The 14,289-nt window shown below is 68.9% G+C and carries 15 protein-coding genes; 7 read left to right on the plus strand and 8 right to left on the minus strand.

The window, feature by feature from the left end; genetic code table 11:
- Positions 1-3: 3 nt before the first annotated feature.
- The 6 genes from I5803_RS19660 to I5803_RS19685 all read right to left on the minus strand — a co-directional run bounded on the left by I5803_RS19660 (position 4) and on the right by I5803_RS19685 (position 5,721).
- The gene (locus I5803_RS19660) at positions 4-555 is read right to left on the minus strand and encodes a hypothetical protein (RefSeq protein ID WP_196988005.1); all 552 of its coding nucleotides are present in this window, start codon (positions 553-555) and stop codon (positions 4-6) included.
- Between the two features lie 118 nt (positions 556-673).
- Entirely contained in the window at positions 674-1,462 is a 789-nt protein-coding gene (locus tag I5803_RS19665; protein WP_196988006.1) for an SDR family NAD(P)-dependent oxidoreductase, read from the minus strand.
- 179 nt (positions 1,463-1,641) lie between these two features.
- Positions 1,642-2,262 carry a 2-dehydro-3-deoxy-6-phosphogalactonate aldolase gene (locus I5803_RS19670; RefSeq protein ID WP_231402469.1) on the minus strand — a complete coding sequence of 207 codons (621 nt, stop codon included), beginning with the start codon at positions 2,260-2,262 and terminating at the stop codon, positions 1,642-1,644.
- Positions 2,259-3,152, minus strand: coding sequence for a 2-dehydro-3-deoxygalactonokinase (locus I5803_RS19675; RefSeq protein WP_196988008.1), 894 nt, complete (start codon positions 3,150-3,152; stop codon positions 2,259-2,261). Before I5803_RS19675 ends, I5803_RS19670 begins: the two co-directional genes overlap by 4 nt.
- A gap of 9 nt (positions 3,153-3,161) precedes the next feature.
- The gene (locus I5803_RS19680; protein WP_196988009.1) at positions 3,162-3,935 is read right to left on the minus strand and encodes a glucose 1-dehydrogenase; all 774 of its coding nucleotides are present in this window, start codon (positions 3,933-3,935) and stop codon (positions 3,162-3,164) included.
- Position 3,936: 1 nt separating this feature from the next.
- Positions 3,937-5,721, minus strand: coding sequence for an IlvD/Edd family dehydratase (locus I5803_RS19685; protein WP_435520863.1), 1,785 nt, complete (start codon positions 5,719-5,721; stop codon positions 3,937-3,939).
- A gap of 180 nt (positions 5,722-5,901) precedes the next feature.
- Between I5803_RS19685 and I5803_RS19690 the strand changes: the two genes are divergently transcribed.
- The 6 genes from I5803_RS19690 to I5803_RS19715 all read left to right on the plus strand — a co-directional run bounded on the left by I5803_RS19690 (position 5,902) and on the right by I5803_RS19715 (position 10,552).
- The gene (locus tag I5803_RS19690) at positions 5,902-6,693 is read left to right on the plus strand and encodes a transglutaminase-like domain-containing protein (RefSeq protein ID WP_196988011.1); all 792 of its coding nucleotides are present in this window, start codon (positions 5,902-5,904) and stop codon (positions 6,691-6,693) included.
- Positions 6,694-6,732: 39 nt separating this feature from the next.
- Complete coding sequence (locus I5803_RS19695; protein ID WP_196988012.1) at positions 6,733-8,439, plus strand: M3 family oligoendopeptidase; 1,707 nt, start codon at positions 6,733-6,735, stop codon at positions 8,437-8,439.
- A 95-nt stretch (positions 8,440-8,534) separates the two neighbouring features.
- The gene (locus I5803_RS19700) at positions 8,535-8,798 is read left to right on the plus strand and encodes a DUF6582 domain-containing protein (protein WP_196988013.1); all 264 of its coding nucleotides are present in this window, start codon (positions 8,535-8,537) and stop codon (positions 8,796-8,798) included.
- Positions 8,799-8,837: 39 nt separating this feature from the next.
- Positions 8,838-9,356, plus strand: a complete 519-nt coding sequence (locus I5803_RS19705; protein WP_196988014.1) for an MOSC domain-containing protein — start codon at positions 8,838-8,840, stop codon at positions 9,354-9,356.
- 13 nt (positions 9,357-9,369) lie between these two features.
- A complete protein-coding gene (locus tag I5803_RS19710; protein ID WP_196988015.1) occupies positions 9,370-10,068 on the plus strand; it encodes a hypothetical protein in 699 nt (232 codons plus the stop codon).
- A gap of 1 nt (position 10,069) precedes the next feature.
- Positions 10,070-10,552 carry an acyl-CoA thioesterase gene (locus I5803_RS19715; RefSeq protein WP_196988016.1) on the plus strand — a complete coding sequence of 161 codons (483 nt, stop codon included), beginning with the start codon at positions 10,070-10,072 and terminating at the stop codon, positions 10,550-10,552.
- Between the two features lie 12 nt (positions 10,553-10,564).
- On the opposite strand, the gene garD is transcribed toward I5803_RS19715, so the two are convergent.
- Together garD and I5803_RS19725 are read right to left on the minus strand one after the other, a co-directional pair.
- Positions 10,565-12,175, minus strand: coding sequence for a galactarate dehydratase (gene garD, locus I5803_RS19720; protein ID WP_231402471.1), 1,611 nt, complete (start codon positions 12,173-12,175; stop codon positions 10,565-10,567).
- Entirely contained in the window at positions 12,172-13,161 is a 990-nt protein-coding gene (locus tag I5803_RS19725; RefSeq protein WP_435520864.1) for a LacI family DNA-binding transcriptional regulator, read from the minus strand. The genes garD and I5803_RS19725 overlap by 4 nt, the downstream gene beginning before the upstream one ends.
- A 127-nt stretch (positions 13,162-13,288) precedes the next feature.
- Here I5803_RS19725 and I5803_RS19730 point away from each other — a divergent pair, with 127 nt between their 5' ends.
- A complete protein-coding gene (locus I5803_RS19730; RefSeq protein ID WP_196988018.1) occupies positions 13,289-14,284 on the plus strand; it encodes a Bug family tripartite tricarboxylate transporter substrate binding protein in 996 nt (331 codons plus the stop codon).
- Positions 14,285-14,289 lie beyond the last annotated feature (5 nt).

The following is a 14,289-nucleotide window of genomic DNA, read 5'->3' on the forward strand; positions in this document are numbered from 1 at the left end:
CGCTCAGGCCCCGGTGGCGGGGCCTGTTCGCGTCAGCGTGTTGCTGAACGAGAAGTCGCTTCCGGTCGCGCGCCATTGCTGGCGCGTCTCGCCGATCAGTTCCCGGCATTGCAGGACGATCTCGTCGATCAGCTCTTCCTGCGCGGCACGGATCTGCTGGTAGGGTGGATCTTCGTAGGCCGGACGCCAGCCGCTGCTCTGCGTGAGCCGCAGCAGGTTGAGCTCCCACAGGTATTCGATCACGCGGCTGTGCGTCTGCAGCAGCCGGAACATCTGCGCCGACAGCTCCGGAAAGTGTTCCTGCTTGATGAGCCGCGCGCGGGTCAACGGCTCGGGCGAGGTGAGCTCATCCAGGCTGCGCGCCGTGAACGGCTGGTCATGTTGCGCATCGATCCAGGCCGAATAGGCGCCGAGCGCGTGGATGAGCCGGTGGCCCTGGATGCGCAGGCGGGCGGAACGAAGGTTGGCCGCGTAGCGCAGCCATTGCAGGACGCCCACGAAGGCTGCAAGCAGCATGCAGGTGCCGATCAGGGAGGAGAGCAGGGGGTCGTTCATGGCGCGAATCGGTCGATGCCGACATGCTGAACGGTGGCTTCAGTTTCCCCTGTAGGACAAGGCCTCATCGCGCGCCGGCGGCGTGAAATCCTGCCGGAACGGCGCGGGCAATGCAGGGTCAGGTGGGCACGGTGTAGTTGAGCGTCATGCGTCCGCCGTCCACGACGACGATTTCGCCGGTGACGTAGCTCGCGGCGTCGCTCGCGAGGTAGGCGACAGCGTCGGCGATCTCGGATGGTTCGCCCAGCCGCTTCATCGGCGTGCGGCTCATGATGCGCGCCTTCGCCTCTTCGCTCGTCAGCACCGCCTTGGCCGCGAGCTCCGTCGCGATGGTGCCCGGCGCCACCGCATTCACGCGCACGCCCTTGTCCGCGAGCGACAGCGCCATCACGCGCGTGAGCTGGTTGATGCCGCCCTTGCTCACGTTGTAGCTGGAGATGGTGGGAATGGCGAGCACGCCGTTGACGGAGCTCATGTTGACGATGGACCCCCGCCCGGCCTTCGCCATGACGCGCGCCACGGCCTGCCCGACGAGGAAGGCGCCCTTGAGGTTGACGCGCAGCACCGCGTCGAAGTCGGCTTCGGTCACGTCGAGGAATTCGGCGGCCTTGAAGATGCCCGCATTGTTGACCAGCACGTCGATGCGGCCGTGCTGCTGCATCGTGGCCGCGACCATCGCGTCGACCTGCGCCTTGTCCCCCACGTCGCAGTGGGCGTACAGCCCGCCGACCTCCTGCGCGAGCGCGCGGCCGCGGGTGTTGTCGATATCGACGACGACCGTCTTCGCCCCTTCGCGCGCGAAGCGCCGGATGCACGCCTCGCCGATGCCCTGTGCGGCGCCGGTCACGATGCAGATGCGGTCCTTGAGGCCGAAGTTGACGATGGAGGAGTCGGGGATGGGGGTCATGGCGGGGATGGTAGCGCGGTGCGCGCGCAGAGCCAATGCGGGAGCAAGGACGCAGAATTCGCAGAAGTTACGCAGAAGAACGTCGAGAAAAAATCCAGATGAGTTTTTGAATCCTTCTTGTCTTCATTCTGCGTAACCTCTGCGAATTCTGCGTCCGAAGAAAGAGTGGCGTGAGCAGGTCAGCAAGCAGCCGCGAACTCCATCGCATGCCGCTTCACCTCATCGGCCGCCATCCCCGGCTTGTACAGGGCCGACCCGATGCCGAATCCGTTCGCGCCCGCCGCGCGGTACGCCGCCATGTTCGACGTCGTGATGCCGCCGACCGGCAACAGGCGGGCGGAAGCGGGAAGCACCGCGCGCAAGGCTTTCACCGCCGCCGGCGGGATCATCTCGGACGGGAAGAGCTTCAGCGCCGTCGCGCCCGCGTCCAGCGCTGCAAACGCTTCGCTCGCGGTGAGCACGCCCGGCACGCACGCCATGCCCAGGCGCACGGCCTCGCGCACGACCTCGGCATTGAAGTTGGGCGAGACGATCATTCGGCCGCCCGCCGTGTGCACCTCGCGCACCTGCGCGGCCGTGAGCACCGTGCCCGCGCCCACGAGCGCGGCGGGCTGCGCGGCGGTGATCGCCTCGATGCTCGCGAGCGGCTGGGGGGAATTGAGCGGCACCTCGATCAGGTGCCAGCCGGCGGCGACGAGTGCGTCCGCGACGGGCGCCGCTTCCTGCGGTTGCACGCCGCGCAGGATCGCCACGAGCGGGCAGTCGGAGAAGGCCGCGCCGAAAGCCTCGGGGGGAGTCATGAAGGTTGCCATGTGCTTGCGATCGCCCACAGGCCCCGCCAGGTGGAATCCGGCGGCGCTGCGCGTGTGGGGATGCCGAGTATGCCCAGCGCGCCACGGTAGCGCTTCACGAGCGGCTCCGAACCGATGAGGCACACGGGCTCCGTGCCCCCCGGGCGATGCTGCGTGCGCAATTCTTCGCCGATCACCAGCCCCGACAGGTAGCTGGGCATCTGCGCGGGCGGCATGCGCTCGAAGAGCGCGAGCGCGCGCACGCTGAAGGCGGTGTGCAGCAGGCTCCCCTGCGACAGCGCGTGCCGCACGCCTCGTTCGAACGCCGGCGCGTCGGGCTCGCCGTCGGCGTCGGGCAGGGTGCGCGAGAGTATGGAGTGCTGGCGCAGCAGCGCATAGAACTCGCCCGTCATGAAGGTCTGGAAGTGCTCGATGCGGCCTTGCGACACGCGCACCCATTTGCTGTGCGTGCCCGGCAGCACGAAGGTGCCGCCCTGCACGCCCATCGCGGCCATCGCGCCGAAGACCTGTGTCTCCTCGCCGCGCATCACGTCGGGGACACCGTCGCTCTCGCAACTCATGCCGGGGACGATCGCGATGCGGCCGGGCTCGATCCAGGCCAGACGGCTCGCGACTTGCGCGAAGCCGGCGGGGCACGGGCAGTAGGGCGCCTCGAGCCATCCCTGACGGCTGCCGGCCATGCCGCTCACGAGCGCGAGCGTGCCTGCGCCGCGTGGCCAGCCGGCCGTGATCTCTTCGAACACCGCGGGGAACCCGCCGGCCGGCACGCCGAGGATGCCGCGAGGCGCGCTGCGCTCCTCGGCGACGCGGCCCTGCGCATCGAGCAAGGCGGCACGCAGCGAGGTCGTGCCCCAGTCGAGCGCAATCAGTGCATTCACGCGCGGCGCCTACAGGCTGGCGGTGACGCCGCCATCCACGTAGAGGATGTGGCCGTTGACGAAGCGCGAGGCGTCGCTCGCGAGGAACACCGCGGCGCCCACGAGGTCCTCGAGCTCGCCCCAGCGGCGCGACGGCGTGCGGTTGATCAGCCACGCGCTGAATTCGGGGTTGTCGACGAGCGCCTGGTTCAGTTCGGTCTTGAAGTAGCCGGGGCCGATGCCGTTCACCTGCAGGCCGTGCGGGCCCCAGTCGATCGCCATTCCCTTGGTGAGCATCTTCACCGCGCCCTTGCTCGCGGTGTAGGGCGCGATGCCGGGGCGGCCCAGCTCGCTTTGCACGGAGCAGATGTTGACGATCTTGCCGCGCTTGCGCTCGATCATGCGGCGCGCCACCGCCTGCCCCACGATGAACACGCTGTCCACGTTCGTGGCCATGAGCTCGCGCCAGGTCTCCAGCGGGTAGTCCTGCAGCGGCGCGCGGCGCTGCATGCCGGCGTTGTTGACGAGGATGTCGATGGGGCCTGCCTGCGATTCGATCGCGGCGACCGCGGCCTCGACCGCGACGGCGTCCTTCACGTCGAAGGCGGACGTCGATACCTCGGCGCCCGCCTCGCGCAAATGCGCTGCGGCCCGCGCGAGCCTGGCGGCGTCGCGCCCGTTCAGGACGATGCGTGCACCGGCGCCGGCCAGGCCGCCGGCGATCGCCAACCCGATCCCCGCACTGGAGCCCGTGACGAGCGCCGTGCGGCCCGTGAGGTCGAACTGCCGGAGCGCCGCGAGCATCTCAGTGGTTGTCCTTGGGCACGGCCGCGCCGCGCTGCCCGACGAGAAAGTCGAGGTCCGCACCCTGGTCGGCTTGCAGCACATGGTCGATGTACAGCTTCCAGTAGCCCGAGGCCATCGCGGGCGGGGGCGCCTTCCAGTCGGCCATGCGCTTCTTCAGTTCCTCGTCACTGATGAGGAGCTGCAGTTTCCGTGCGGGCACATCGAGCTCGATCATGTCGCCGTTCTTCACGATCGCGAGCGGGCCGCCGGCCGCCGCTTCGGGCGTGGTGTGCAGCACCACGGTGCCGTAGGCCGTTCCGCTCATGCGTGCGTCGCTGATGCGCACCATGTCGGTGATGCCCTTGCGCAGCACCTTGGGCGGCAGCGGCATGTTGCCCACTTCCGCCATGCCGGGGTAGCCCTTGGGGCCGCAGTTCTTCAGGACCAGGATGCAGTTCTCGTCGACGTCCAGCGTCTCGTCGTCGATGCGCTTGTGGAAGTCGTCGCTGTCCTCGAACACCACGGCGCGGCCGGTGTGCACCATGAGGGCGGGCGTCGCGGCGCTGGGCTTGATCACGGCGCCGCGCGGCGCGAGGTTGCCGCGCAGGATCGCGATGCCGGCCTTCTCCTTGAACGGCGCGTCGAATTTCTTGATGACGCGCGGGTCGTAGTTGACGGCATCGGCGATGTTCTCCGCCACCGTCTTGCCGCTGGCGGTGACGATGTCCTTGTGCAGCAGGTGCTCGATCTCCTTCATCACCACCGGCAGGCCGCCCGCGTAGCAGAAGTCTTCCATCAGGTGCTCGCCCGAGGGCTGCAGGTTCACGAGGCAGGGCAGTTCGCTGCCGAGCTTTTCGAAATCGTCGATGGAGAGCTTCACGCCCAGCCGCCCGGCGATCGCGATGAGGTGGATCACAGCGTTGGTGCTGCCGCCGATCGCGGCGAGCGTGCGGATGGCGTTTTCGAAGGCTTCGCGGGTGAGCACCTTGGAAATCGTCTGGTCGGTGTGCACCATCTCCACGATGCGGCGGCCCGCGTTGCGCGCGAGCACATTGCGGCGGCCGTCCACGGCGGGGTAGGCGGCGTTGCCCGGCAGGCCGATGCCCAGCGCCTCGACCATGGACGCCATGGTGGACGCCGTGCCCATCGTCATGCAGTGGCCGTGGCTGCGGTGCATGCACGATTCGGCTTCGAAGAAGTCCTGCAGCTTCAGAGTGCCCGCGCGCACCTGCTCGCTCATGCTCCACACGCCGGTGCCCGAGCCGAGTTCCTGCCCGCGCCACTTGCCGTTGAGCATCGGGCCGCCCGACACGCCGATGGTCGGCAGGCCCGCGCTGCCCGCGCCCATGAGGAGGGACGGGGTGGTCTTGTCGCATCCCATCAGCAGCACCACGCCGTCGATGGGGTTGCCGCGGATCGACTCCTCCACGTCCATCGACGCGAGGTTGCGATAGAGCATCGCGGTGGGCCGCAGCAGCGTTTCGCCGAGCGACATCACGGGGAATTCGAGGGGGAAGCCGCCCGCCTCGTACACGCCGATCTTCACCTGCTCCGCGAGCGTGCGGAAGTGCGAGTTGCAGGGCGTGAGTTCGCTGAAGGTGTTGCAGATGCCGATGACCGGGCGTCCATCGAACTGGTCGTGCGGCACGCCTTTGCCCTTCACCCAGCTGCGGTACGCGAAGCCGTCGCGGTCCTGGCGGCCGAACCACTGCTGCGAGCGTAGTTCGGAGGGTTTCTTGCGCGGTGTGTCTGCCACTTCGTCTCCTTGGTCGGGTGCCCGTCGACTGCTTCGGGCCGCTGACATCATATGGCCCCCGGCGGGCCGGCCGCCGCGGGGCGCCGCACGCAGGGCTGGCGCGGCTGCGCAGCTCAACGGTACAATGAATGTATACAAGATCGGCGGGCCGCCCATCCGCGGCGGCTTCGACCGGCGGGCCGGCGGCACGATCGCGTCCCGGCAGTCGAACAGGAGAGGCTTTTTTCCGTGTCCCCGTCACTCGAATCGAAAGGTTCAGGCACGCCTGCAGCCCGGGACGACCCGGGCCGCTGGCTGGGCTCCGGCGAGCTCCTCGACCTGGAGGACCCGAAGCTGCGCCTGCGCGCGCATTCGCTCACGCAGCTGTGCAAGAACGAGCGCGAGCGCGCGCTGGCGATCTACGGCTTCGTCAAGCGCATCACCTTCGCCAAGGCTTTCAAGCTGCGCCAGGCGACCGCGCGCGAGGTGATGGCGGCCGGCCGCGGCGACGCCGACGACAAGGCGACCCTCCTCATCGCGCTGATGCGCGCGGCGGACATTCCCGCGCGCCTGCGCTACATCGAGCTGCGCGGCGAGATCCTGCGCGGCCTCACCTCCGGCGTCGCGTCCGCCGCGCGGCCGCTCGCCGAAATCTGGGTGGCGGACCGCTGGATGCGCACCGACACCTACATCTTCGACGCGGCGTACATGGCAGCGGCGCGCCAGCGCTTGAAGGACGCCGACTGGGAATGGGGCTACGGCATCCACCGCGACGGCCATGCGGTGTGGAGCGCAGCCGGCGATGCCTACCTGGGCGGCATGGCGACCGCGCAGGACCCGATGGTGCTGCACGACTTCGGCCTCTTCAACGACCCGCTGGACCTCGTCCAGTCCGACGGCTGGAAGGCCGCGCACCCGCGCATCGCGCGCGCCGTGCAATGGAACGTGCTCGCGCCCATGATGGAGAAAGTCGTGCGCGAACTGCGCCAGGAAGCCTCGGGCCCGCCGCCCCAGTCTCCCGCCCCCCGGCGTATTTCCTGATCGCTTGATTTCCGGGGGCGATTCGCGTTGAATCGCCGGATGACGCCCTACAAGTATTACGCGCAGCGCCCCGCGCGCCTCACGCCGGAATTCGTCCAGTCCGAATCCGCTCCCTTCCTCGAGACCCTCGCCGCCGCGGATGCCGCCCCGGATGCGTCCGCGTGGCTCGACGCCGTGTCCCGGTGGAACGCCTTGCGCGGCTACCTCGAAGGCGAGCGCTCGCGGCTGGGCTATGCGCTCAGCAAGAATTGCCTGGACGAAGCGCTGGAAGCGCAGGACCGCTACTTTCGCGAGCAGATCCAGCCCGCGCAGGAGGAGGGCGATGCGCGCTTCCTGCGGGCACTCGCGAAATCGCCGCATCGCCCGGCGATCGCGGCGCGCCACGGCGCGTATTTCCTCGACCGCATGGCGGCGGGGCAGCCCACGGTGGACCCGGTGAATTCCGCCTTGCGCGTGCAGGTCGGCGAGCTGGGCCAGCAGCACAGCAAGGCGATCGCGTCGGCGGAGGTGCTGGTGGCCGGCGAGAAGATGACGCTCACGCGAGCCGCCAGCATTGCCGGCGGTGCGGGCGACACGGTGCTGCGGCGCGAGGCCTACCTTGCGTATCGCGGCTGGTTCGACGCCCACCGCGCGATGCTCGGCGAACTCTTCGCGAACATGGTGCGGATGCGCGACGAGATGGGGCGCAACCTGGGCCACGCGAACTTCATCGCGCTGGGCTACGCAGGCATGCAGCGCACGGACTACGGCCCGGCCGAGTCCGCGCAGTTCCGGCGCGGCGTGCGCGAATCCTTCGTGCCGCTCAACCGCCGGCTGATCGCGCGGCAGGCCGCCGAGATGGGCGGCGAGCGCCTGAAGCCCTGGGACATGGGCTACCACACCTCGCTGGGCATCCCGCTCGGCGCGGTGCCGGTGGAAGGGCAGCTGGACGCCGCGCAGCGCGTGTTCGCCAAGCTGTCGCCGCGCCTCGCGTCGCACTACGAACGCATGCGCGGCGATGGCCTCATCGACCTCGCCAACCGCAAGGGCAAGCGCGGCGGTGCGTTCTGCACGACCTTCCCCGACGAAGGCCGCGTCGCGATCTTCTGCAATTCCACGGGCCAGGCCGACGACGTGCGCACGCTGATGCACGAGATGGGCCATGCCTTCCAGGCGTCGGAGTCGCAGGCGATCGAGCTGGTCGAGTTGCAGTGGCCGACGGCGGACGCGGCCGAGATCCATTCGATGGGCATGGAGTTCCTTTCGCTCAAGCACGTGCAGGAGTTCTTCGCCGACGAGGAGCATGCGCGGCGCTTCCGCAAGAAGCTGTGGGTCGGCGCGGTGGAATTGATCTGCTACATCTGCGTGGTCGACGAGTTCCAGCACTGGGTTTACGAAAACCCGGGCGCGACGCCGGCCGAGCGCGATGCGCAGTGGGACAGGAGCTGGGAGACCTACATCCCCGGGCTGGACTTCGGCGGCATCGAGCCGATGCGCTCGGCGCGCTGGTACGCGCAGACCCACATCTTCCGCATGCCCTTCTACTACATCGACTACGCGATCGCCGAGCTGGGCGCCATGCAGCTGGCGCTGATGGACAAGACGGACCCCGCGAGGACGCTCGAGACCTACCTCGAGCTCTGCCGCATCGGCGGGACCCAGGGTGTGCTGGACATTTTCAGGTCCGCGGGCCTTCGCTCGCCCTTCGATGCGGGCGTCATGGCCGAGCTCGCGGCGCATGCGGCGAAGGAGTGCGGACTGGCCTGAACGGTGACACACCGCGAGACGTGCAAGCAGTTGCATCGCCGGCCACCGCGCGCCGCCGCGTTTTGCGAGACTGGTGTCCACCCCAGGAGATTCCCATGGCCGAACTCAAGCAGAAGGATCGCGACGCGCTGCCCGAATCCAATTTCGCGTTCGAGAAGCAGCGCAAGGAGCCGCTGGAAAACGCGACCCACGTGCGCAATGCCATCGCGCGCTTCAACCAGGTCGAAGGCGTGACGGACGACGAGCGCGATGCCGCGTGGAAGCGCATCCAGGGCGCCGCGAAGAAGCACGGCGTCGAAGTGCACGAAAAGAGCTGGCGCGAGATCGGCAAGACGCACGCCGCCGCGAAGAAGGGCTAGGCGCGCGCCTGCCGTGCGCGGGCCACGTACCATGCCCGCATGAAAGACCTGCGCCACCTCGTTGCCGAGTTTCCCTTCAGCGGAAGGATCGAGGCGATCTATCTGCGCCCCGGTCGCGGCAAGCCGGTGCTGGCGCGCGCGGAGTGCCGCGCCCTTGAGCAACTGGGGCTGGAAGGGGACCGCACGGCCGCAGGGCGGGGGAGCAGCCGGCGGCAGGTGACCTTGATCCAGGCCGAACACCTGCCCGTGATCGCGGCGCTGCTGCGCCGCGACGCCATCGATCCGGGGCAACTGCGGCGCAACCTCGTGGTATCGGGCCTGAACCTCGTCGCCGCGAAGGCGCTGTTCGCCGACCAGCCGCTGCGCCTGCGCCTGGGGCCCGAGGTGGTCCTGGAGATCACCGGGCCCTGCGAGCCGTGTTCGAAGATGGAAGCGGTGTTCGGCGCAGGCGCGTACAACGCGCTGCGCGGGCATGGGGGCGTGACGGCGCGGGTGCTGCAGGGCGGGGGGCTCGCCGTGGGAGACGCGGTGAGCTGTGCGCCCGCCGGGCCAGCGTAGCGATAATCGCCCCATGGCACTTCTCGGACCTGCAGCGATCGCGATGTGGTGGGACATGGCGCCCGCCCATCGCGTGGAATTCGAGGACTGGCATTCGCACGAACACTTCCCCGAGCGCCTGGGCATCCCCGGCTTCCTGCGCGGCTCGCGCTGGGCCGATGCGGCGGGCGGGCCCGGCTTCTTCGTGATGTACGAACTCGCGGCGTACGAGACGCTCTCGTCGCCCGGCTACCTGGACCGCCTGAACAATCCCACTCCCTGGTCGCGCAAGCTCATGCCGCATCACAGCCGCATGGTGCGCAGCCAGTGCCGCGTGCTCGAGAGTTTCGGCGGCGGCATCGCGGAGGCGCTGCTCACGCTGCGCGTCTCGCCCGCGCCGGGGCGCGGCGATGCGTTGCGCGCGCACCTGCGTGACGTGCTGTCGGGCATTCCCTCGCGTCCCGGCATGACGGGCGCGCACCTGCTGCACACGCAGCCGCCGGATATCCCGCAGACGCGCGAACAGCAAATCCGCGGCGGCGCGGATGCGCAGGCCGACTGGGTGGTGCTTGCGAGCGGGTACGACGGCGACGCGCTGCGCGGCCTGCTTGCCGATGCACTGGGCGACAATGCGCTTTCCCGCGCGGGCGCGTTGCCGGGGGCGATCGGTGCGGTCCACGGCCTGCGCCTGTCGATGACCGCGCCCGACCTGCGCACCGGCAAAGAGGACTGACTTGGACCTGCCCGCCCACCAGCTGACGATGACGGTGCTGATGACACCGGACACCGCGAACTTCGCCGGCAACGTGCATGGCGGCAGCCTGCTCAAGCTGCTCGACCAGGTCGCCTACGCCTGCGCGAGCCGCTACGCCGCGAAGTACGTGGTGACGCTGTCGGTGGACCAGGTGACCTTCCTGGAGCCGATCTTCGTCGGCGAGCTCGTCACCTTCCTCGCGAGCGTCAACTACACCGGCAAGAGCTCGATGGAGATCGGCATCAAGGTGGTCGCGCAGGACATCCGCAGCCAGAAGGTGCGGCACGTGAACAGCTGCTTCTTCACGATGGTGGCGGTCGACGACGACCGCAAGCCCGTCGCCGTGCCGCCGCTGCGGCCCTTCACCGCGGAAGAAAAGCGCCGCTGCGCGGAGGCGGAGCAGCGCAAGGCATTGCGCGAGGAAATGCGGCAGCGGCTGGCGGCGGTGAAGACGCAGCCTTAGCCGGCGCCCGGTTCAAGTCACCGGCGCCGGGTTGAACAGCACCAGCGAGTTCTGCAGCTTCCACTTTTCCGCCCAGGTCTTCTTGCGCCCGCTCGCGACGTCGAGCATCAGGCGGAACATCTCCCAGCCCACCTCCTCGATCGTCGCCGCGCCGTCGGCGATGGCGCCTGCATTGATGTCCATCAGGTCGTGCCAGCGCCGCGCGAGGTCGCTGCGGGTCGCCACCTTGATGACCGGCACTTCGGCGAGGCCATAAGGCGTGCCGCGGCCGGTGGTGAAGACGTGCAGGTTCATGCCCGCCGCGAGCTGCAGGGTGCCGCAGATGAAGTCGCTGGCGGGCGTGGCCGCATAGGTCAGCCCCTTCTGCCTCAGTTTCTCGCCGGGCGCGAGCACGCCGGAGATCGGGGAGGAGCCCGACTTCACGATCGAGCCCATCGCCTTCTCCACGATGTTGGACAGCCCGCCCTTCTTGTTGCCCGGCGTGGTGTTGGCGCTGCGGTCCACGCTGCCGCGCTTCAGGTAGTCGTCGTACCACGCCATCTCGCGGATCATGGCCTGCGCGACTTCGGGCGTCGTCGCGCGGGAGGTGAGCTGGTCGATGCCGTCGCGCACTTCGGTCGTCTCGGAGAACATCACGCTGGCCCCGGCGCGCACGAGCAGGTCGGTGCAGAAGCCCACGGCGGGGTTCGCCGTGACGCCGGAGAAGGCGTCGCTGCCGCCGCATTGCACGCCGACGACCAGTTCGCTCGCGGGCACCGTCTCGCGGCGGCGCGCGTTGAGGCGCTCCAGGTGGAGCTCGGCCTGCCGCATGATGGACTCCACCATAGACATGAAACCCACGTGCGCTTCATCCTGCAGGCAAACGACATCGAGCTTGCCCTCGGCGTTCACGCCGACGTCCGCCACGTTGCGCTCGTCGACCAGCGGGATCGTGCCGGGCGGCATGAGGCGGTCGGGCTGCAGCTTCTCGCAGCCCAGGCTCACCACCATCACCTCGCCGCCGAAGTTCGGGTTGAGGCTGATGTTGCGCAGCGTGCGGATCGGGATGATCGCGTCGGGCGCGTCGATGGCCACGCCGCAGCCGTAGCCATGTTCGAGCGCGACGACGTCGTCGACATTCGGGTACTTCGGCAGCAGCTCTTTCTTGATGCGCTCCACCGCGAAGTCCGTGACGCCCGCCACGCACTGCACCGTCTGCGTGATCGCGAGGATGTTGCGCGTGCCCACCGAGCCGTCCGTGTTGCGGTAGCCCTCGAAGGTGTAACCCTCCAGCGGCGCTTGCGGCTCGCGCCGCACGGTGGCGATGGGCAGGTTGTCCAGGCCGCGCGCGTCCGGCATCTTCAGCAGGCGCTCGTGCACCCAGCTGCCGGCGGGGATGGGCTTGAGCGCGAAGCCGATGGTGACGTTGTAGCGCTTCACGGCGCCGCCCTCGGGCAAATCGACGAGTGCGACCTTGTGGCCCTGCGGCACCTGGTCGCGCAGCACGAGGCCCGAAGGGAAGACGGTGCCCGCGGGCAGGCCGCCGTTGTTGGCGACGATGGCGACGTTGTCCGCGTCGTGCATCGTGATGTAGAGGGGAGGGGCGGTGGTGGGTGGCATGGTGATGGAACTCGGGTGGTTCATGCGCCGGTGGATTCGCGCTCGACGATGCGAAAGCCGAGGTCGACGACGGGATGCTCGATCGCGCGTCCCGCGCAGCGATCGACGATGAGTTGCGCGGCACGGCGTCCGATCTCGGCGCCGTCGACCTGCACGGTGGTGAGGGAGGGCCGCAGGTGAGCGGCGAAATCGGCGTCGCCGAAGCCGCAGACCGCGACGTCCTGCGGCACGCGCAGGCCGCGCGATTGCGCTTCGATGACCACGCCCTGCGCGAAGCCGTCGGAACTGCAGTAGACGGCCTGCAGTTTCGGGTCCTGCGCGAGCAGGTCGGCCATGGCCTTGCGGCCCATCTCGAGGCTGCTGGGCGCGGGCACGATGGCCGTCGCGACAGGATGGCCCACGGCCGCGCAGAAACCATCGTGGCGCATCATCGCGCGATGGTCGTCGCCGGTGGCGATGCCTAGGCGCTGCCAGCCCTTCGCGAGGAAGTAGCCCGCGATCGCGCTGCCGACTTTCAGGTGCGAGAAGCCGACCATCATGTCCACGGGCCGGTCGCTCAGGTCCCACATCTCGACGATGGGAATGCCCAGGCGCTGCAGCTGCTGGCGCGCCGCGCGCGAATGCACGAGGCCGGTGATGACGATGCCGTCGGGGCGGCGGCTGATCATGGTGTTGAGCAGCTTCTCCTCGCGCGAATGGTCGTAGCCGCTCTGGCCCAGGATGAGCTGGTAGCCCTGCGCATCCAGCGTTTCGGTGAGCGAGCGGATGGTGGGCAGGAACTGCGGCACGGAGATGACGGGCACGAGCCCCGCGACCGTCATGCTGCGCTTGGATTTGAGCCCGCCGGCGAGCAGGTTGGGGATGTAGCCCGTCTTGGCGACGGCGTTGCGCACGCGCTCGATCGTCGCGTCCGACACCACGCCCGGATTGCTGAGCGCGCGCGACGCGGTAATGGCCGAAACGCCCGCTTCGCGCGCGACGTCGTGCAGCGTGGCGGCCTTGTTCGGCATGGGCGGGGGATTTTTCATTCGGGGGTTGACAGGCGAACAATGACAACGTTACCATGCCTGCCATTCGAATGCCAGTCCTTGGTGTTCCCGGTCGCGAAATGACAACGTTATCATCAGGAGACACGGCATGAAGACAGCTTCGAGTGCGGGCCACGACATCACCCGCCGCACGGCGCTCGGCGCTCTCGCGGCCCTGGGCAGTGCGCAAGCGATGGCCGCCGCCCCGGCCAAGGTGGACCTCTCCGGCAAGCCCGTGAAGATCATCGTTCCCTTCACCGCGGGCGGCTCCTCGGACATCATCGCGCGCGCCATCGCGCAGCCGCTCGGCGAAGCGCTGGGCACTTCGGTCATCGTGGACAACAAGGTCGGCGCCAACGGCAACATCGGCGCGGACTTCGTCGCGAAGTCGCCCGCCGACGGCTACACGCTGCTGCTGTGCGACGTGCGCGCGCTGGCGATCAGCCCCGCGTTCTACAAGCTGCCCTTCAATCCGGTGAAGGACCTGCAGGGCGTCGCGATGCTCGCGTATTCGCCGCACCTGCTCGTCGTGCATCCGTCCGTGCCCGCCAACAACCTGAAGGAGCTGGTGGAGCTGTCGCACCGCAAGCCCCTCTCGTTCGCCGTCACCGCGCTCGGCAGCGCGCCGCACCTGGCGGGCGTGCAGGTGGCCGAGCGCACGGGGGCCAAGTGGGCGTTCGTGCCGTACAAGGGCGGCTCGCAGGCCATCAACGACACGATCGCCGGCCAGACGGACGTGCTGATGAACGGCATGCTGGCGACGCTGCCTTTCGTGCAGGCCAAGCGTTTGAAGATCCTCGCGGTCTCCAAGCTCACGCGGGTCGCGCTGCTGCCCGACGTGCCCACCATCGCCGAAACGCTGCCGGGCTTCGAGTCGGGCACCTGGCAGGGCGTGCTCGCCCCCGCGGGCATGCCGGCGCCGGTGCTCGCGAAGATCTCTTCCGAGCTGCTGCGCATCATCCGCCTGCCCGCGGTGCGCGAGCAGCTGGTCGCGCAGGGCGCGGAAGTCTCCACCATGCCGCCCGCCGAGATCAACAAGTTCGTCGAGGTCGAGGTCAAGCACTGGGGCGCCGTCGTCACCAAGGCCGGCCTGAAGCTCGAATAGAGGCT

This window comes from Caenimonas aquaedulcis, from assembly GCF_015831345.1.
GTDB classification, from domain to species: Bacteria; Pseudomonadota; Gammaproteobacteria; order Burkholderiales; family Burkholderiaceae_C; genus Ramlibacter; species Ramlibacter aquaedulcis.